Source organism: Clostridium sulfidigenes (assembly GCF_052067195.1).
Taxonomy (GTDB): Bacteria; Bacillota; Clostridia; order Clostridiales; family Clostridiaceae; genus Clostridium_J; species Clostridium_J sulfidigenes.
In genome coordinates, this window is record NZ_JBQHQR010000017.1 from 36,955 (window position 1) to 56,286 (window position 19,332).

Below are 19,332 nucleotides of genomic sequence, written 5' to 3' on the forward strand. Positions count from 1 at the left end.
TAAAAATATTAAATTTTAAGACTACTTACAGATTATATGTATAATAAGGAGGGAGAGTGTGAGTTTTACTAACTTGCCGTTTAAATTATGAAGAGAGAACAAGAATTAAAACAACAGCTTACAATGATAAAAGAAAATAACTGGGAGATTCCAAGAGGGGTAGATCCATATGTGTTGTCACTAGAAATGCTTGATAACATAGGATCAATAGACTCTCAGCTTAGAGATAGCCTCATATTAGGAGCATTTTTAAGAGTAATAATAAATAAAAAAATTTCATATGAACAAATGAAAGAACTTTTGAAATTATGTTTAAGTGAAGAGCATTTATTTTATGGTGTTGGAAAAATTGATGATGATTCAGTATTTAATAGAACGTTTACTATATGTATAGTGGAGTCTATTATTAGTGTTAATAATAAGCATGAAGAAGGATTTTTAAATGAATCAGAAGTATTACATGTTTATAATGAAGTAATGAGATATTTTACAAATGAAAAAGATTTAAGAGGATATGTAGAGGGTAAGGGATGGGCTCACTCTAGTGCACATACTGCTGATGCTTTATGTGTATTGGCAGAAAATAAATTTATTAAGCACAAAGAATTGATGGAAATATTAGAAATAATAAAGGAGAAAATATGTGTAGATACTTACACATATATAAATGAAGAAGAAGAGAGACTAATAAATGCATTTATGTGCATATATAATAGAAATATTATTAGAAATAAAGATATTATAAAGTGGATATATAGTTTTGAAGTGGTCGGAAAAAGAGGCAAATATCCAGCTGAGGAGCATTTGAGAGAGAATCGTAAAGTATTCCTTAGGAGCCTATTCTTTAGATTTAAAAAAATTAATCTAGATGAAAGTCTTATAAAAACAGTTGAACAGGTGCTAAACAATTTACCAGCTTTTTTTTAGAAACCAAAAACTAAGGTAAGAATTAAATAATTAATCTTATAAAATACAATATTTATTTGAACCACATTCATAATAAATTATCTTTATATATTGGAGGAGAATTAGCATGAAATATGCAATAGAATTATACTTTGATAAGGAAACAGAGGAAAAAATTATTAAATTAGCTAAAGGAATTGCAAGAGCGGGAATCAGTGAAAAATATTTAGAATGGAAGACTCGTCCTCATATTACCATAGCTATATTTAATGATATTGATATTGAAAAGTGTGACGAGTTATTAAAAGAAATAGCTAAGGATACAAAATCATTTCCCGCTTTGCTTTCTAGTATTGGGGTATTTAATAATACCCGAACTGTATATCTTGCACCAGTTGTATGTGATGAATTAATTGCTTTACACAAAAATATACACGAAACTTTTGCGTTTTGTGATCATAGTGGTTGGGAATATTACACAGCTGGACAATGGATACCTCATTGTGCCGTTATGCTGGGAAATGAAGATAAAGAATCAGCATTAGTAGAGGCTACAAAATACGTAATCGAAAACTATGAGGTTTTTCCAAACAGTAGATATGAAGAAATTGGTTTTGTTGAAGTTGTAATGCCTGTAAAAGAAATAAAACCTCATAAGCTCAATATTTTCATGTAATTATAATTATTATAAGAAGTTTTTCAGAATAATTTATTTAAAAATCTAGTCTTAAAATTGAAAATAATATAATAAATAAAAATTTTAGTGAGGAAGTAATATGAAAAAAATTACTATGTCAAAGGGCGAATTGAGAAAATTTCTGGTTATGTATCAAGGTTTATCTTCACCAAAATCTTTTGATGGTGAAGAGGGTATTAAGAATTTTATAAATAGAGTAGGGTGCATACAATATGATCCTTTAAATATGGTAGGGAGAAATGCTGATTTGGTGCTTCAGTCCAGAGTTGAAAATTATAACCCTATGATGCTAGAAACTCTTCTTTATGATAAAAGAGAGATCATAGATGGTTGGGATAAAATGATGGCTATCTATTCTGTCAATGACTGGCCTTATTTTGAAAGAGTTAGATTAAGAAGAAAAGAAGAGATTGAGAGAGTATTGAATCATAGAAATTCAATTGAAGCAATTAACTATGTTGATGTAGCAAAGGAATATATAGAGAAAAATGGTGCTACCTTGCCTTCAAAGCTGGATATTGGACGTGTGAAAAGTGGAGTTTGGGGTCATGGGAAACTTTCCAGCGCTACCATGGACTATATGTGGAACAGCGGAATTTTGGGCGTTAAAGAAAAGAAGAACACACAAAAGGTTTATGATTTGATAGAAAACCTATTGCCAAAAGAACTACTGGAAATGAAGGAACCTTTTAATAATGATAATGATTTTTATAAGTGGTATTTTAAAAGGAGAATAGGAAGTATAGGGATTTATTGGGAGAGAAATGGTGAAGGATGGCTTGGTCATTTTGTATCCGATAAAAATCTTAGAAAGAAAATATTAAAGGAACTACTAGAGGATGGTGAGCTTATACTTGTAAAAGTAGAAGGACTAAATGAAACTTTTTATATAAGGGCTGACGATACATCAATGTTAGATAATCTTAATTCTAGTATTGATAAAAAAGCAAGTTTTCTGGCTCCACTTGATAATCTTCTTTGGGACAGAAAGTTAGTTAAAGATATTTTTGATTTTAAATATAGTTGGGAAGTATATAAACCTGTTTCAAAGAGGCAGTATGGATATTATGTATTACCAGTTTTATATGGAGATAAGCTTGTAGCAAGATTTGAACCTGAAATACATCGAGGAAATGAACCATTGATAATAAAAAATTGGTGGTGGGAAGAGAACTATCAAGTAACAGAAGAGGCTATAGCTGCTATGATGGGATGCTTTGAAAGATTCTGTAAGTATCTAAAAGCAGATGGATTAGAAGAAAGTTCATGGAGGAAAATAAAAGGCTAGACTATAGTTAATTTTTATTATGTAAAGTAATTGCTAGTAATTGACTAAGGAGTGATATTTATGATTATGCCAACACATATTGTTACAGGAGCAGGAGTAGTTGAAAATGATAAAGAAGAGATTTTATTAGTCAAAACTCATCATGGGGGCTGGGTTTTTCCTGGTGGTCAAGTTGAAGTCGGAGAAAACGTTATTGATGCAGTTGTAAGAGAAATAAAAGAGGAAAGTGGGATTAATGTTACAGTAAAAAAACTTTTTGCTATTTCTTCAAATACAGCCACGCATGAAGGATATAATGGAGTTAAGACAGTACCTACAAAGGTGATGATGGATTTTATTTGTACATTTGTAGATGGTGACTTATGTATTTCAGATGAGAATTCAGAATCATGTTGGGTAAAGAAGTATAAAGTTCTTGATATGATTACATCACCATCAATTCGTCAACGTTTTCAAGCATATTTAGATTTTGATGGTAATGTTCAATATCTAGCATATGTTACAAAGCCAGAATTTGACTTGCAAGTTAGTAGAAAGATATAGGGGTAATATTTAGATGAAAAAAATCTGTTTATTTAATATAATTTTTATAACTTATATATTAATGATAATTTTATTGATAGCTATAAAATTAGCTTTCAATCTATCACTAATTGGAAATTATACTAATACAGCTTTAATTATATTGGGGTTATATCTTGTTATTTTATATATAATTAAAGAAACACAATCTAGTAAAGTGATTGGATATATGGTGTTTATAGCGATCTCATTTTTAGTTATAACTTCTCAGTTATTGTTCCTTTCTAAAAAGGAGTTATATTTTCAGGCTCCTAATAGATCAAATACTATAATAGTTGTTGAAAAATCATCACTATTAGATGGTTATAGTACTATATATGAAAAAAAGTATTGGTTATTTAAGCGAAGTGTAAACTGGAATAGGATAGAGGGGCTTAATAATTTTTCAAGTGGACAATATACAATTGAATGGATTAGTGAAAGTTCTGCTATTATAAAATGTGCTGGTGAACATTATGGACAAGTTAATATAGATTAATAGTATTTCAATTAAGTTATAAATTTAAGGAGAGTATTCATAATGAAAGTTACTTTAAATAATTATTATATAAAAAATTATGAAGAAAGAAATAAAAGGCAAAATTCAAAAGGAGAATTTTTAAAATTATTGGAAGAATCAAAAGCTAGTAATACTGAAATAAAAACATCAGGTAAAAGGAAAATAGAGTACATACTTGAAGGTGGTATTATAAAAGTTTATGTTAGTGATGGTAAAAATCCACCTAAGTGTATAAAGAGTATTCCAGCAAAATCTGCATCAAAGGAATTATTGGCAAGGGTGAAATGCTTAACAATAGCAGATTCTTTATACATTAATGAATTAATGAAGTCTAAAGGGGAATCTGATGAAAAGGTAAGTGGAGATACTGCCATTAATGAAGAGAGCATGATAAATAATTACGATTAAATTAAATATTTTAGGGGTGATAAGGAAATACGAGAGAGTTAGAATGTTAAGTTTAGTTGACAAATTTCCATTTTAACTTGATAGAAAAGGTGTTTAGTGTTTAGTATACTATAGCTACAAGTTAACTTGGATTTTCGGAAAGGCTGGTGATAGTTATGTCATTAGGCGAAAAATTATTATATTTACGTAAAAAGGAAGGTTTATCTCAGGAGGATGTTGCAGAGAAATTAGGTGTATCTCGACAAACGGTAAGTAAATGGGAGACCGACCAAACGGTTCCTGAACTTATTAAAGCAAAATTACTAAGTCAACTTTATAATGTAAGTTATGATTATCTTATTAGTGGAAGCCATATTAGTGGTGATGTTACTGGAATTGAAATGATAGTTGATAAAATTGACTGGACAGGAGCGTGGAGTAAAAAGTATCCAATTTTGGCTTCATATCAAGGGATAAAAGGGATATATACTTATAGTGAGAAAATATCTGAGTTATATGATGCTTTTAAAATTGAGTTTGGGTTTGACGACGTAGATACTGTTTTAGTTTTAAAAGATATTCTTTACCAAAAGTATAAAATAGCAAAAAAGAAAAACAACCAATAAGAGCGTAATTTGTAGTAATTTTAATATTAACAAGATGTATTGGTATATTTTGTAATAAAAATTAATTAAATTGCTTTGTCAGTATATAGGTATAAGCATATATTGTTAATGAAGTATTATTTAAAGGGAGAAAATATGTTATCTAAGGAGAAGTTTATTAAACAATCGCTAGAATTAAATCTATTCTTTTTAAGAATAATGAAGGAGCATCTAGTTTTTGTTGGTGCATCATTAATGCCTAGATCTCAAAATTACCTTCATTATGCAGATATGTTAAAGGAACAACTAGATGGATTGCTTAGAAAGACTATAAAATTATCTAATGGAATTATCGATCCAAACATTGGTAATACAGGAGAAATAATTACAAACTATACACTAGAAGCAGAAAGAGCTACAGAATTTTACACTGGAATTAATATCAATACAAATACAACTGAAATGGAATTATCTTTAGGAGATTATCAAAATAGTAAAACTCTAGATGGTTTATCAGAAGAAGTATTTTATTTAAATAAAGAGATTATTCCTGTAGTAAATGAAACAGCTAAGTTAAAAAATAAAATAAAAGTAAATGTATTAAAGTGCAAGATGTTTACAGGTTCTTATCCTCTTTTAGTGGATCATATTTTAAGAGAAGCAATGTTCTATCTTAGAATGTTAGGAAGGTTACAGGAAAGAGTTGAGATGGACATTAATAAGGAAATGGTTGATCAGGAAGCTTTCTGGAACAGAATTATGGCTGAGCATTCTAAATTTATTAGAGGCTTTTTAGATCCAACAGAAGAGGAATTATTTAATGTTGCTAACAAGTTTGGTAAGCAATTTGATAGATTGACAGAAGAAGCACTTACTATGCACGATAATACAATTTCATTAGCACATATATCCACTGTGACTGAGGAGAGTAGAGAGGCCACTAAAGATATTAGAGATTTCAAGATGAAAGGAACAGAAGGATTATTAAATTGTAAGATTAAGTCCATAATTTTACCACTCTTAGGAGATCATGTTCTAAGAGAAGCAAATCATTATCTAAGATTGCTAAATAATTACAAAACAAAAACATATTCTTCATATAGATAAAACTGATATAAGAATAAATGGGTTTCTAAAATACTGTGAAATTTAGTGATGAATTTTACGGTATTTTTATTTTTCAATAATTAACTTGTAAATAAGCTACCTATAATTTATATGGTATAATTTACATATAATAACCATGCAAAATGGTATTGAATATAGGCGATTAATTTATCATATGCGTTAATAAAGTCAAAGAAAATATTTTAAGTTTGGTATTATAGAAGTTAAATGGATAATTTTACAAAAATCCTTGAAGTGTATTTTAATAAATGATACCCTTATATTATCCCCTATGGGGGGATAATATAAGGAGGGATAGAATGAATTGGGCAAAGAAAAATAAAGATAATATTATTACTATATTTTTATTATCAATTCCTGTAATAGTAGAAAATATTCTTCAAACACTACTGGGAACGGTAGATACCTACTTTGCAGGACAGATTAATGATAGTGCAATTGCAGCAATTAGTGTAACTAATTTAATTGTTAATGTGTTCATTGCTTTTTATACTGCTATAAGTATAGGAACTAACGCAATTATTTCAAGAAATGTTGGGAGATGTGATTTTGAGGAAGCCAATGCCACCATAAAACAATCCAATATATTAGGTATTATAATAGGAATATTGGTTGGAGCAGTCAATTTAATATTTTATAAACCGATATTAATGATTTCAGGTGCTTCAAATGAAATATTAAGTTATACAGTACCATATTATATGGTTGTTGCAGTACCATCAGTATTTCTTTGCTTATCACTTATTCTATCAAGCTGTTTAAGAGCAACTAAAGATACTAGTACACCAATGATAGCAACAGGGATTGCTAATGTGTTAAATATATTTTTAAATTACATTTTTATAAAATTAGGATTGGGGATTCTGGGGTTAGGTTTAGCTACAACTATTTCACGTATGATAAATGTTTTGATTCTTACATTAAAGCTAGTAAATGGTAGTGTTATTAAGCTTGATTTGACAAATATAAAGATTAAAAAAGATATAATTAAATCCATCATGAGAATTGGAATACCAGCTGGAATTGAAAAATTAGTTATGAGATTAGGTCAATTAGTATACAATAGCATGATTATTTCTATTGGTATATCAGCATATGTAGCCCATAATATAGCAGGCAATATTGAAAGCTATTCATATATACCTGCAATGGGTTTGGGGGTTGCTACAGCTACTCTTGTTGGTATAAGTCTTGGTGAAGACAATACTAATAAAGCTAAAAATATTGTTTTTTTATCGGATTTCATCGCAACTATTTTTATGATTATTATTGGAATTATATTTTTTATATTTGCTCCACAATTTGCAAGAATATTTACAAATACAGAAGAAATACAAGAAATGGTTGTAAAAGTATTAAGGTTGATTGCGTTATTTCAGCCATTTGCAGCAATTACTCAAGTATTTACCAGTGCGTTGCAAGGTGCTGGAGATACAAAATTTCCAATGTATGCAACACTAATAGGAATTTGGTGTGGAAGAGTAATAATTGGATATTTACTAGGAGTAACATTTGGATTTGGATTATTGGGAGTATGGCTTGGGTATGCTTTAGATATTACAATTAGAGGTATAATTTTATTAAAACGTTTCTTAAGTGGAAAGTGGCAGAAAATCAACATATAATTAAAATATAACAAAAGGAGATAAATTTATGAGTGATGAACATGGACATAACCATACACATAAAAATACTAAAGCTGTAATAAATAGATTATCAAGAGCTATAGGACATTTAGAGGCAGTGAAAAAGATGGTTGAGGAGGGGCGAGATTGCAGTGAAGTATTAGTACAGGTTTCAGCAGTGAAATCTGCAATTAATAATATTGGTAAAATAATTTTACAAGATCATATTGAAAATTGTGTTGTTGATGCTGTAGAAACAGGAGATAAAAAAGTTCTCACAGATTTAAATGATGCAATAGGTAAATTTATTAAGTAAATCCTAAAATATTTTTAATAATACTAATTATAATTAGTTTAAATATCACATGTTCTAAAAGGAATGTGTGATATTTTTTCATTTAATAACCAAGCTATATTACAATTCAAACATTGAAATGTAAATAGTTGATGTTGGAAACGGAATAGTAGAAATTAGAAGAATGTGATATATTTTGGGACTTTCATTAAAATTATATGTTATAATTTTCTTAAAGAATTATTTGTAATTAATTTAAATATATAGTAATTATTCAAAAATAGATATGTTAAGGAGATTTATATTATGAAGGCAGAATTATATGAAAAAATTTTGGAAACTGAATTGAAATATATAAAATGTTTTTCAGATTATGCTGAACTGAAGAAATCAATCATTTTCACAGACAAAACACTACTTGATATGTACATGCATAATTTCACTTTTCTTAAAGAGTCAATGGAGATGGGGGAACTAAGAAGCTTTATTGAAAATAAGCTTGGTGAAATGCAAAAGTCAAATAATGAACATTTACATATCATGATGGATTATAGTGTGAAATGGGATGAGTTAAAAAACTTGATTCAAGAGCCTGAGATTACAGAATACTGTTTTATGGCTATAGAGCCAAAAGATTTTAAGAAATTAAAAGTAAAAGATGATTGCATAGCTTTAAAAGCAGATACTCTTGAAATACTTGATGATGGATACAAAGCTGATGTACAGGCCAATAAGGCAGCTATGGGAGAAGAGTTTGCTATAAAAAGAAGCAAAAGAAAGATGGAGGTATATAAGGAAAATCCTGATTTGAACCTTTATGTTTGCTACAAGGGAAAGGAACCTATAGGTAAATGTGAGCTTTTCATAAAAGATGGCATTGCAAAGATTGAGGATTTTGATATTATTGAGGAATTTCAAAAACAAGGATATGGTACTTCTATGTTGCATAAATTGCTAGAAGAATCTCTTAATGCAGGAGCTGATATAGCATACTTAATAACAGACAATTTCGATACAGCAAAGGATATGTATAAAAAATGTGGATTCTCAATATGCGGTATTAAGACATCTATATTATTTATAAGATAGTTATAGATTATAACATGAATTAAAGTAGATAGTTGGGGAGGAAATATGAATATGATTAACATTGTAAAGGCAGAATTAACAGATTCTAAAGTTATAACTGAAATTAAGAAATTTGCATATAATGATGAAACAAGTAGATTTGGACCAGGAAGGGATGGTGGTCCTCCAGGATATGATTCAGAAGAAGAAACACGAAGACTTATTAAAAACTATTTATGCTATAAGATTATCCTTGATAATGATATAATTGGATTCTTTTGGCTACACGGAGTAGAACAAGAGTTTTATGAATTGGAAGATCTATGTATTCATCCGAAATATCATAATAAAGGTTTTGGATTTAAGACTATGAGTCTAATGGAAGAAATGCATCCGCAGATAAAAAGATGGATATTGGGAACTCCTTATTATAGTGTAAGAAATCAATATTTATATGAAAAAGCTGGTTATAAAAAAACTGGACAATCAGAAGATGGATTTCTGTTCTTTTATGAAAAGTTAATTTGTTAAACTATAAAGTTGTATATCAAAGATGATTTAATATGAACTTCTAAAACATTACTAATAATGTTTTAATAATGGTCAATGAAGCTTTGAAGATATTAACTAAGTTTTGATTTAGGCAAATAGGAGTAAAGATTATGAAAGAAAAAATAAAAAAACTTTTAGGTGCAAATATGGACATAGATTTAACAAGTAATGACAAGGTTGATTGGAAGCAAAGTCGTTGTCCTTGGAATGAAAAAGAAGGTTCTAATACACATAAATGTGCAGTGAAAAATACTTCAATATGTGAATATTTTTGTGGTATTGAGTATCTCGATACAGTAATTTGTTGTTTTCCTAATGAAAATCCAAATAGATGATATATACATTTAACTATGTCTAAATCCTTGGGGCATTGGGATAAAATTACAATTGAGAGATGATAATGGGAGATATATTTTTCTTTGAAAATTAATGATTGATATCCGTTATAAATGTATAGGGGGGAATATGTGTGATAGAAAAAATCAATTCAGAGATTATTAAAAGTGAAAATGACATACTTGATATGTTAGATAATTTAGTAGAGAAACGGGATAATGAGTGGTGGAGCAATTTTTATTCTGATAAGGAAAAAGCAATTCCATTCTTTAAAAATATTCCTGATGAAAACCTTGCTTCATATTTTGAGTTAGATTTATTAAAACAAGGAAAAGCACTTGATATAGGATGTGGAAATGGTAGAAATTCATTATATCTTGCACACAAAGGGTTTGAAGTTTATGGAATTGATTTTTCAAAAACATCTATTGAATGGGGAAAACAATTGGCGAAAGAACAATCTATAGAAGTGAATTTTTTATGCCAATCAATATTTGACTTTAAATGTGAACCAGAGAGTTTTGATTTTATCTATGATTCAGGATGTTTTCATCATATAAAACCTCATAGGAGAAATCAATACCTAAGTGCTGTTTTAAAACTTTTAAAGCCAGATGGATATTTTTCCATGAACTGTTTTAATTTAAACGGAGGTGCAAATATATCTGATTATGATGTGTATAGAGATTATTCAATGCATGGTGGACTTGGATTTTCTGAGTATAAGCTAAAAACAATTTTAAAACCACACTTCAATATACTTGAATTTAGAGAGATGAAAGAGATAGAGAATGACAATGTATTTGGAAAATCTTTTATGTGGACAACATTATTGAAGAAAAAATAAAATGTAAATATCTTTATATTTATATAGTGAAAATTTTAAATTAAGTTGATGACAATTTATGGTGTGTCAGATTACAAATTTGAGGGGGAGAAATATGAATTTTATCGTATCTACCGGAGAAGTTGATAATGTAATTAATATTATGAAAGAAGTCGCTTCTTGGGGACGCTCTGTTGGATTAAATGTATGGAAGGATGAACACCTTACAAAAGAAAAATTAATGGTAAATGTTATGGAAGAAGATTTTTGTGTGGGAAAAGTTTCAGGAGCTAATGCATGTTGTATGATATTGCAATGGAGTGATACTTTCTTTTGGCCAAATTCAAAGGAAAATGAAGCTGGATATATACATAAACTGTGCGTGAGAAGAGAGTATGCAGGACTGGGTCTACCAGGCAAAATGGTTAAATTTGCAATAGAAGAATGTAAAAAAAGAAATATTAAATACTTAAGATTAGATACAGGATGGACTAATAAGAAATTATGTAATCTTTATAAGAGTCTAGGATTTGAGATAGTTGATAAATTCTTATTAGATAATGGTGGAGCATTTGCATTATTTGAGATGAAAATAGAATAAATAGACTATTGAAATTTGTAATGGTAAGGAGTTTCATGTTCAATATTGGCCTATATTTGAAATAACAACAGGAGAATTGATTGGCTGCTGTGGTGTACGCCCATTTAAATCTAAACAACACTCATATGAAATTGGTTTTCATCTTCGTAAAAGATACTGGGGTCAAGGTTATGCCCATGAAGCAGCAAAAGCAGTAATCAATTATTGTTTTTCTAAATTAAATGCAGACAAGCTTTTTGCAGGACATCACCCACATAATGTTGGATCTAAAAAACTTTTAGTATGCTTAGGTTTTCATTATATAGGGGATAATTTCTATGAACCAACAGGACTGTATCATCCATCATATGAAATGACTAATCCAAGATTATAATTATAACTTGTAGTAAGCTAAGTCCAGTAGTGAAGAATTCTATTGAAGGAAGGGGGAAATATCAATGGAGAATTATAATAGCACAAAAATATTTTGGGACAATATATTTAAAGCAGTAATACCAAATAAATATGAAAATGCAGATTTGGGACAAGAAGATTTAAATGAAGCTTTAAAGTGGTTAAGTAGAGGAACAAATAGCATTGTAGATTATGGATGTGGAAGTGGGGCATTTTTGTTTCATTGTGCACTTTGTGGAACCAAGCATCATGTAGGAATTGATATTTCAACAGAGGCAATAACTCTTGCAAAGGAAAGGGCAAGATATTTTGAAAGGGATAACTTTGAGTTTATTCAAGGGGGCTTAGAGTGTTTGAATAAAATAGAAGAAAATATTATGGATGGTGCTATATTATCAAATATTGTTGATAATATGATTCCTAAAGATGCAGAACTAGTGTTGAGTAATATCCATAGAATAGTTCATAAGGGCGGTAAGATTTTATTTAAGGTAAATCCAATATTGAATGAAGAACAGATTAAAGAATGGGGTATTAAAGACTTAGGCAATGATTTATTACTTGAAACAACAGGATTATACTTGTGGAATTTAGAAACAGAAAAATGGTGTAGTATATTGGAAAAATATTTTCATATATATCTTAAAAAGGATATTTACTATAATCAACATGAACAGTATAATAGATTATTTTTATTAGTAAACAAATAGTATAAATTTTAAATATAAGGAGTGGTAATAAAATATGCATAACCTTATAAATGCTATTCCGTTATATAATTTCTTAAAATATTGTAATAACAATTCCTCTGAGAAAATTATATTAGACTGTGGTGCTGGTGGTTCTAATCCACCTCTTTCTTTGTTTTATGAATTTGGATATGAAACTTATGGAATTGAAATATCTGAAGATCAACTAGAAAAAGCAAGGGCATTTTGTATAGAACAAGATAAAGATTTAAATATCATATTTGGTGATATGAGAAAAATACCTTTTGAAAATGAGTTTTTTAGTTTTTTGTATTCTTATAATACATCTGTTCATATGAAAAAAGAAGATTTCTCACTTGCTTTATCAGAATTTTATAGAGTGTTAAAACCTGGAGGACTATGCTATGTGAATTTTTTAGGTGAAGAGTGTGATACTTATGGCATAGGAAAAGAAATTGGTGAAGGGGAGTTTTTACAAATTGAAGATAATGATGAAGTGATCTATTGTCATTATAAGGATAACGAAATTGAGCAAGCCCTTACAAAATTTGAAGTTATATATAAGGAAAAGAAATCAGTAAAAAGAAATATCGATGATAGAGAAAATACATCGGTTTATCTTGAATATATACTAGTGAAAAAGTAATTGAATAAGATTAGTTGTATAATTGGGGGGATGAATCAATGATTGAAATTAGACAATTAAAGGAATCTGACATGCAGCAGGCCTTAGAATTAAAGATTTTGTGCTGGACGGAAGAGTTGGTAGGTAAGGCTGAAAACACCCTTTCAGTTTCTCAAGAATTAGACTTCTGGGTAGAGTGGATGCATACAGGGAAAGAAAATAATGATGTTCGCTTGTTAATTGGAGCATTTGAAAATGACAAGATGCTTGGAGTAGCCTTTAGCAGTTTTGCGGAAACCTTTGATATACCTGAAAAAGGTATAGAGTTAAATGGTCTTTGGGTATATCCTGACCAGCGAAATAGGGGGATTTCTCTCATGATGATTATTTATACATTGAATTTCTACATGTCTATGGGTATGGAAAAGATTGTTGTCTATAACCATCATTATGCAGCATCAAATCAGTTTTATCGTAAATTTTGTGGACAAGTTACCAAACAAGAATATCAGATGGAGGGTAAACTTTTGGTGGATGTATTCTTATCAGATATATTATCAATGAAAATTAGAATGGAGCAAGCTTTAAAGAAATATATAGGAGAATATGCTTAGAAGTGCATTAATGATACAGTGTACTTGGAAGAAATAGGAGGATAAGTAAATGAGCATACAACTTAGAAAGAAGTTAATTAACCAAATAGAAAAACCATTTCAATTTAAAATCAGTGAGCTAGTTTTAGAAGGAGCAGAGTTAGAAAGTAAATTAAATACTTATCTATCAATGTTTATAGAGGGAACCTTAGACCCTGACCTTTCTGGTAAGAAACCAGATAAGTTTATTGAAAATCTTAGGAATAATATTTTAGGGGATTTTTCAAAACGATATATTATAACTGCACAATGTAAGGATGAAGTAATAGGTATTTTAATAGCTTTACCTGGAAGTGCGAATGAGATGCATATTTATTCACTGCATGTTGCACCAGATCATAGAAATAAAGGGGTTGCTTCTACACTATTAGCTACCTGTGTAAATGATATGTATACAAAGAATATAGAAGATATTATTATAGATGTACATATAGACAATAAACCTGCCTATGATCTATATAAAAAATTTGGATTTATTGAAGTTGAGAATATAATTTAATAAAGGAATAATGTTAAGTATATTAAAGCCATAGATATTAATAATTAAATTAAATAAAAAATAATAATGAATATTTAGAAAATATGCTATAATAGAAATATTAAAAACAGAATAATTATAATTTAGTTTTAATAGTGGTAACAATTATCTAAAGAACGGAGGAAGGCTTTTGATATACATTACAGAACCTGGATTTGAACCGAAACATATAAATCCATTTACAGATGAAAGATATACTGATGATTGGATTGTATTTTGCTTAACTAATTCTAAGAATTATGAAATAACCAATGGAAGAGGAAATTCATCTGTATATACTTTAAAGGTAAGTAAAAAGTGTAAGCAATGGGAATTTAATCTTATGGATTTTATAGAATATGAAAATAGCTATTGTAAAAATATGATTTTGTCGGTAAATGAGGAAGACTTAATTAAAGCAAAGGAAGCATATGAGAATCATCATTATAATGAAGCTTTTTTAAGGGGAAATGAACCTAGGGTTCTTATTCATAGTACCACAATGGAAAATTGGGAAAAAATTAAAACCGATGGATGTTTAAAGTCGTGGAATATACTAAAAAAAGAAGGCAGCAACTACAAGGACAAGCCTATAGGTGAGCTTCTTGGTGATCCAAAGGACTATAGTGATTATATTATGTTTTCTAATGGGAATGTTTCAAGTGAAGTCGTTGTATTATCCAAGGAAAACAATAAAATTATTATGGATGAGAAAATGAAATATAAAACAGGTGCAAGGTTATATTTTGATATTGAAAAAATAGCTAAAGATGGATTATTAGTTCGTGATGGTTGTCATCTAAAGGTAAAGGGCATGTTACCCCTAGATAAATATCTAATCTGGACTGCTACATGGGAAAATCTTAATCTAGAAAATAAATATTCTACACCTGAAAACTTTACAAAAATAGCAAATGAAACCTTCAATTCTCTCTTTGGAGATGCACTTATTAAATAAAAGTTTATATATTAAAAAAGGAGAGAAATAAATTTGTGTTTACACAAACTTACTTACTCTCCTTTATATTTTAAATGATTAATAAATTTTTTGTTTTTAACATTTCTTCATAAATTCTTCAATTTCTTCAACAGTTTTTATAATATCATCAGACAAGACTTTACATCCATTTTTAGTTATAACTACATCATCCTCAATTCTTATTCCTATGCCTTCTTGGGATAAATATAGGCCAGGTTCTACTGTAATTACCATGCCTTCCTCAAAAGGAGCATCATAATCTTCTACATCATGGGTATCTAGTCCTAAATGATGACTTACTTGATGATAGTAATAATTAGACAATTCACTTTCATCCTTTATTATACCAAGGTCAATTAATCCTTCTGTTAAAGCTTTTTTTGTAACCTCATTTATTGACTGAAAAGTATGACCTGGTTTAAGAGCTTTTATAGTTTCAAGTTCAGCATTTAATACTATATTATATATTTGTTTTTGTCTTTCAGTAAACTTACCGTTAACAGGGAAAGTTCTAGTTATATCTCCATGATAATAATTCCATGCTGCACCTACATCACATAAAACCAAAGAGTTATCATCAATTTCACAATTATTATCTTCATAATGAAGAATTGTTCCATTTTTTCCACTGGCAATTATACTTGGAAAGGCAAAATCTTTCACACCATTGTTTTTTAATGCAAAATCGAAATAGGACTCAAGTTGATATTCCATAATATTAGGTTTAGCATTTTTCATCATCGCTTCTATTCCTAATTTAGTTTTCTCTATAGCAGCCTTAATTTCTTTAATTTCCTCTTTTTCTTTGCACATTCTAAGAATAGATAATTTAGGATATACGTTGTGTATAAATACCTGAGAGTATCTTTCCTTTAAATCTTTGGCAAAGCAACCATTAGTAGTTAAATCATCTTCATAGGCATCTTTTTCTAAATCTAAATATATATGAGTTAAATTCTTAGTTGATATTAAACTATTTAAATCTGTTTTAAAGCCATCTATAAATCTAATATCATTTATTCCAGATATTTTTTTGGCATCCTCAACATTAATACTCTTACCTACCCACTTAGCTCTTTTTTCATCAAATTTTCTGATATAAAGTCTTTCTTCTATATTCCCATTTCTATCTTTAATAACTACAAGATTTATATGCTCTTCATCAACTCCGCATAGGTAATAGAAATTTCTATTTGGTGTGAACTTATAATTATAGTCATTTGATTTCTTCGGTGCTTTTCCAGCAAACATTATTAATATGGATCCATTAGCTAATTCCATTGATAACTTTAGCCTATTCTTCTTGAAAAAATCTTTATTCATCTCAAACAACCCCTTCATTAAGTAATAGATAATAGTTAAGTTCAAGTCACATAAAATTTTTTATAAAAGATGTTTATATAATAATATTAACCTAATTTCAGGCTATAGTAAATGATTACATAAGTGAAAATATAAAAACTTATTCATGGATAAAAATAATTTTTTTCTTAAAGATATCTCCAATATGCATATGTATGGTAAAATATTACCTATAAGTAATAAATGCAATAATTAGTTTTTATATTCCTTATCATTGTTATATTGGAGGTGAATAAATGGCAAAGATTAGAGAAATTACTTGTGATGTAGCGTGTAATAAATTAAAAAGAAAAATACCCTTTGCTTGGGATTTAAATATATATAGAGGGTGTGAACATGGTTGTAAATATTGTTATGCTATGTATTCACATCAATATTTAGATTCAGATAAATATTTTGAAGACATATATGTAAAAACTAATGTGGTTGAACAATTGGAAAAACAACTGAGTAGTCCTTCTTGGAAAAGGGAAGTTGTGAATATTGGAGGGGTAACAGATAGCTATCAACCAGTAGAAGAACAGTATAAACTAATGCCGGATATATTAAGACTTATGATAAAGTATAAAACGCCATGCATTATTTCAACTAAGTCAGATTTAATTTTAAGAGATTATGATTTAATAGATGATCTTTCTAGAGTTACCTATGTAAATATAGCAGCTACAATTACATCTATGGATGAAAATATACGAAAATTAATTGAACCAAATGGAGTAGAATCTTTAAAGCGATTTGCAATGTTAAAGGAATTTAGTAAAACCAATGCATCTACTGGACTTCATTTTATGCCTATTATTCCATATATAACAGATACTTTTGAAAATATAAATTCTCTATATTTTCATGCTAAAGAATGTGATGTGGATTACGTTCTACCAGGAACTCTTTATTTAAGAGGTAGCACAAGAAAAGTATTTTTAGATTTCATAAAGAAAGAATTTCCAAAGATATATGATGACCTACTATTATTATATAAAACTGGTGGAGCAAATAAGGAATATAAAAATAATTTATATAAAACAGTAAATGCTTTGAGAGAAAAATATGGTTTATCAAGTAGTTATTCCAAACCAATGAAAGAAAAGTTAAATCAAGGATGCTATACTCAATTATCAATTTTTGATTGAAATTGGAAAATATAATACAAATGGCAAATTGGAAAATATTTAAAGTTATAGAAAGGTGTTATAATTATGATGAAGAAAAAAAATCACAATGAACTTATAATTAGAAAAGCAACAGTTGAAGATTCTAATGAAATTGTAATGTTAGTGAAACAAGTAATGGGCGAGGTAAGTTTCTTTCCTAAAGAGCCAGACGAATTTGACTTAACAGCTGAAGACGAGGCAGAATATATTAAAAATACATCTTTATTTTTAATAGCAGAAGTAAATGAGAAAATAGTAGGTTCTACCACATTACAGAGGGGTAACACTAAAAGGACAAGTCATGTTGCAGATTTTGGTATAACAATTTTAAGGGAATACAGTGGGTTAAAAATAGGAACTTTGTTAATGGAAGAGGTTATAAAGTGGTGCAAAGAAAATCAAGTTGAGAAAATTGAATTAGAGGTTTTTGAAGAAAATACACCTGCTATAGCACTTTATAAAAAGTTCGGATTTATTGAAGAGGGAAGAAAAAATAAAAACATAAAAATCAAAGATGAATATAAAAACACATTGTTACTAGCTAGATTTTTAAAAGAAAATTAGGTATATTTTCTTAAAGTGAAGTCTGTTTTGAGACTTCACTTTATTTTATTTAGCTAAAATATTAAATAATTCTTAGAATTATTATAAATTAGTAGTTATAAAAATTTTTACTAACTTCTAACTAGATGCATTATCAAATTATCTCTATACTGACCTTCATGCAATTCTCTTTTTTCAAGGATTTTAATAGCTTTAAATCCACATCTTTTATAACATTTAATGGCACGTTTATTCCAGGTTTGAGGATCTATGAGAATAACATCAACACTTTTTACTTCAAATAAGTATTTAGTTAAAAGCTTTATGGCTTTGGTGCCAATTCCTTGGTTTTGATACTCTGTCTCACCTATGAACAAATCAATTCCATAAGGATTATCATAGTTTTCAATCTCAAGGTCTTTCTTTTCACTTTTATAATAATATTGAACATATCCAATGGGGTTTTCATTAAGCTCAATGATACATGGAGTAACAGATTCTTTACCTAAAATCCTTGGAGAGTATTTTTCTTTTATTCTATCTATGCTAAAAGCATTATCTCTACCTTCATAGTAAAAAAGAACTTCAGGGTCACTTAACCATTTTGATATTAAGGAATAGTCAAAAGATGTATCCTCCATCTTACGAATCGAAATTCCATCAGCCATACATAAAATTTTATGATTTTCACTTTCTTTATTTAGTATGAGTTTTCCTATTTTTTTCATTGTATTATCCTCCTAAAATTTAATAGAGTTATTAAATAGATTTATAAAATTATATAAGGAGGACCTCTTGGAAGTTTAATATTAATGAATACATGTTATCTAGGAGGTTTCAAAATAATTGCTTTCCTATTTTTCATAATTATATTAGCTCCTTTCTTTGTTAGAATAATTCATTTGACATATAACTGTGCTTTTATAATTTTATTAATTGTCATTTAATGTTTACATTAATCGGATTTAATAATCTATATATTTATTATACTATTATTTACCACG

At 28.6% G+C, this 19,332-nt stretch carries 25 protein-coding genes; 23 read left to right on the top strand and 2 right to left on the bottom strand.

Features of this window, described 5'->3' with window-relative positions:
• Window positions 1-87 precede the first annotated feature (87 nt).
• From ACTNBA_RS16570 to ACTNBA_RS16670, 21 genes are all read left to right on the top strand, one after another.
• On the top strand, window positions 88-927 hold the full coding sequence (locus tag ACTNBA_RS16570; protein ID WP_441075416.1) for a DUF2785 domain-containing protein: 840 nt from the start codon (window positions 88-90) through the stop codon (window positions 925-927).
• Window positions 928-1,033: 106 nt separating this feature from the next.
• Window positions 1,034-1,582, top strand: a complete 549-nt coding sequence (locus tag ACTNBA_RS16575) for a 2'-5' RNA ligase family protein (protein ID WP_441075417.1) — start codon at window positions 1,034-1,036, stop codon at window positions 1,580-1,582.
• Window positions 1,583-1,682: 100 nt separating this feature from the next.
• Complete coding sequence (locus ACTNBA_RS16580) at window positions 1,683-2,891, top strand: DNA glycosylase AlkZ-like family protein (RefSeq protein ID WP_441075418.1); 1,209 nt, start codon at window positions 1,683-1,685, stop codon at window positions 2,889-2,891.
• Window positions 2,892-2,951: 60 nt separating this feature from the next.
• Window positions 2,952-3,434, top strand: a complete 483-nt coding sequence (locus tag ACTNBA_RS16585; protein WP_441075419.1) for an NUDIX hydrolase — start codon at window positions 2,952-2,954, stop codon at window positions 3,432-3,434.
• A 13-nt stretch (window positions 3,435-3,447) separates the two neighbouring features.
• Complete coding sequence (locus tag ACTNBA_RS16590) at window positions 3,448-3,951, top strand: hypothetical protein (RefSeq protein WP_441075420.1); 504 nt, start codon at window positions 3,448-3,450, stop codon at window positions 3,949-3,951.
• Window positions 3,952-3,993: 42 nt separating this feature from the next.
• Window positions 3,994-4,380, top strand: coding sequence for a hypothetical protein (locus tag ACTNBA_RS16595; RefSeq protein ID WP_441075421.1), 387 nt, complete (start codon window positions 3,994-3,996; stop codon window positions 4,378-4,380).
• A gap of 155 nt (window positions 4,381-4,535) precedes the next feature.
• Window positions 4,536-4,985: a helix-turn-helix domain-containing protein gene (locus ACTNBA_RS16600; RefSeq protein ID WP_441075422.1), complete on the top strand. Its 450-nt coding sequence runs from the start codon at window positions 4,536-4,538 to the stop codon at window positions 4,983-4,985.
• Window positions 4,986-5,120: 135 nt separating this feature from the next.
• Window positions 5,121-6,071: a DUF2935 domain-containing protein gene (locus tag ACTNBA_RS16605; protein ID WP_441075454.1), complete on the top strand. Its 951-nt coding sequence runs from the start codon at window positions 5,121-5,123 to the stop codon at window positions 6,069-6,071.
• A gap of 320 nt (window positions 6,072-6,391) precedes the next feature.
• A complete protein-coding gene (locus ACTNBA_RS16610) occupies window positions 6,392-7,717 on the top strand; it encodes an MATE family efflux transporter (protein ID WP_441075423.1) in 1,326 nt (441 codons plus the stop codon).
• A gap of 28 nt (window positions 7,718-7,745) precedes the next feature.
• Window positions 7,746-8,033 (top strand): metal-sensing transcriptional repressor, encoded by a 288-nt coding sequence (locus ACTNBA_RS16615; protein ID WP_346867784.1) that lies wholly within the window; start codon window positions 7,746-7,748, stop codon window positions 8,031-8,033.
• A 285-nt stretch (window positions 8,034-8,318) separates the two neighbouring features.
• Window positions 8,319-9,101 carry a GNAT family N-acetyltransferase gene (locus tag ACTNBA_RS16620; RefSeq protein ID WP_441075424.1) on the top strand — a complete coding sequence of 261 codons (783 nt, stop codon included), beginning with the start codon at window positions 8,319-8,321 and terminating at the stop codon, window positions 9,099-9,101.
• Between the two features lie 51 nt (window positions 9,102-9,152).
• Window positions 9,153-9,611 carry a GNAT family N-acetyltransferase gene (locus tag ACTNBA_RS16625; protein ID WP_346878336.1) on the top strand — a complete coding sequence of 153 codons (459 nt, stop codon included), beginning with the start codon at window positions 9,153-9,155 and terminating at the stop codon, window positions 9,609-9,611.
• A gap of 131 nt (window positions 9,612-9,742) precedes the next feature.
• On the top strand, window positions 9,743-9,967 hold the full coding sequence (locus ACTNBA_RS16630) for a hypothetical protein (RefSeq protein WP_346849012.1): 225 nt from the start codon (window positions 9,743-9,745) through the stop codon (window positions 9,965-9,967).
• A 134-nt stretch (window positions 9,968-10,101) separates the two neighbouring features.
• On the top strand, window positions 10,102-10,815 hold the full coding sequence (locus ACTNBA_RS16635; RefSeq protein WP_441075425.1) for a class I SAM-dependent methyltransferase: 714 nt from the start codon (window positions 10,102-10,104) through the stop codon (window positions 10,813-10,815).
• A 94-nt stretch (window positions 10,816-10,909) separates the two neighbouring features.
• Window positions 10,910-11,395: a GNAT family N-acetyltransferase gene (locus ACTNBA_RS16640; RefSeq protein WP_346849010.1), complete on the top strand. Its 486-nt coding sequence runs from the start codon at window positions 10,910-10,912 to the stop codon at window positions 11,393-11,395.
• Window positions 11,396-11,447: 52 nt separating this feature from the next.
• Window positions 11,448-11,768: a GNAT family N-acetyltransferase gene (locus ACTNBA_RS16645; RefSeq protein WP_441075455.1), complete on the top strand. Its 321-nt coding sequence runs from the start codon at window positions 11,448-11,450 to the stop codon at window positions 11,766-11,768.
• Window positions 11,769-11,832: 64 nt separating this feature from the next.
• The gene (locus ACTNBA_RS16650; RefSeq protein ID WP_441075426.1) at window positions 11,833-12,498 is read left to right on the top strand and encodes a class I SAM-dependent methyltransferase; all 666 of its coding nucleotides are present in this window, start codon (window positions 11,833-11,835) and stop codon (window positions 12,496-12,498) included.
• A gap of 34 nt (window positions 12,499-12,532) precedes the next feature.
• Window positions 12,533-13,144, top strand: coding sequence for a class I SAM-dependent methyltransferase (locus ACTNBA_RS16655; protein WP_346849008.1), 612 nt, complete (start codon window positions 12,533-12,535; stop codon window positions 13,142-13,144).
• Between the two features lie 38 nt (window positions 13,145-13,182).
• Entirely contained in the window at window positions 13,183-13,737 is a 555-nt protein-coding gene (locus tag ACTNBA_RS16660) for a GNAT family N-acetyltransferase (protein ID WP_441075427.1), read from the top strand.
• Between the two features lie 49 nt (window positions 13,738-13,786).
• Window positions 13,787-14,275 carry a GNAT family N-acetyltransferase gene (locus ACTNBA_RS16665; RefSeq protein ID WP_441075428.1) on the top strand — a complete coding sequence of 163 codons (489 nt, stop codon included), beginning with the start codon at window positions 13,787-13,789 and terminating at the stop codon, window positions 14,273-14,275.
• A gap of 169 nt (window positions 14,276-14,444) precedes the next feature.
• Entirely contained in the window at window positions 14,445-15,251 is an 807-nt protein-coding gene (locus ACTNBA_RS16670; RefSeq protein WP_441075429.1) for a hypothetical protein, read from the top strand.
• Between the two features lie 96 nt (window positions 15,252-15,347).
• Here the strand turns inward: ACTNBA_RS16670 and ACTNBA_RS16675 are convergent, their stop codons facing one another.
• Window positions 15,348-16,595, bottom strand: a complete 1,248-nt coding sequence (locus ACTNBA_RS16675; protein WP_441075430.1) for an aminopeptidase P family protein — start codon at window positions 16,593-16,595, stop codon at window positions 15,348-15,350.
• A gap of 275 nt (window positions 16,596-16,870) precedes the next feature.
• On the opposite strand from ACTNBA_RS16675, the gene ACTNBA_RS16680 reads away from it, so the two are divergent.
• Window positions 16,871-17,764, top strand: a complete 894-nt coding sequence (locus ACTNBA_RS16680; protein ID WP_441075431.1) for an SPL family radical SAM protein — start codon at window positions 16,871-16,873, stop codon at window positions 17,762-17,764.
• Window positions 17,765-17,830: 66 nt separating this feature from the next.
• Window positions 17,831-18,349 (top strand): GNAT family N-acetyltransferase, encoded by a 519-nt coding sequence (locus ACTNBA_RS16685; protein ID WP_441075432.1) that lies wholly within the window; start codon window positions 17,831-17,833, stop codon window positions 18,347-18,349.
• Between the two features lie 110 nt (window positions 18,350-18,459).
• Here the strand turns inward: ACTNBA_RS16685 and ACTNBA_RS16690 are convergent, their stop codons facing one another.
• The gene (locus ACTNBA_RS16690; protein WP_441075433.1) at window positions 18,460-19,056 is read right to left on the bottom strand and encodes a GNAT family N-acetyltransferase; all 597 of its coding nucleotides are present in this window, start codon (window positions 19,054-19,056) and stop codon (window positions 18,460-18,462) included.
• Between the last annotated feature and the right edge of the window lie 276 nt (window positions 19,057-19,332).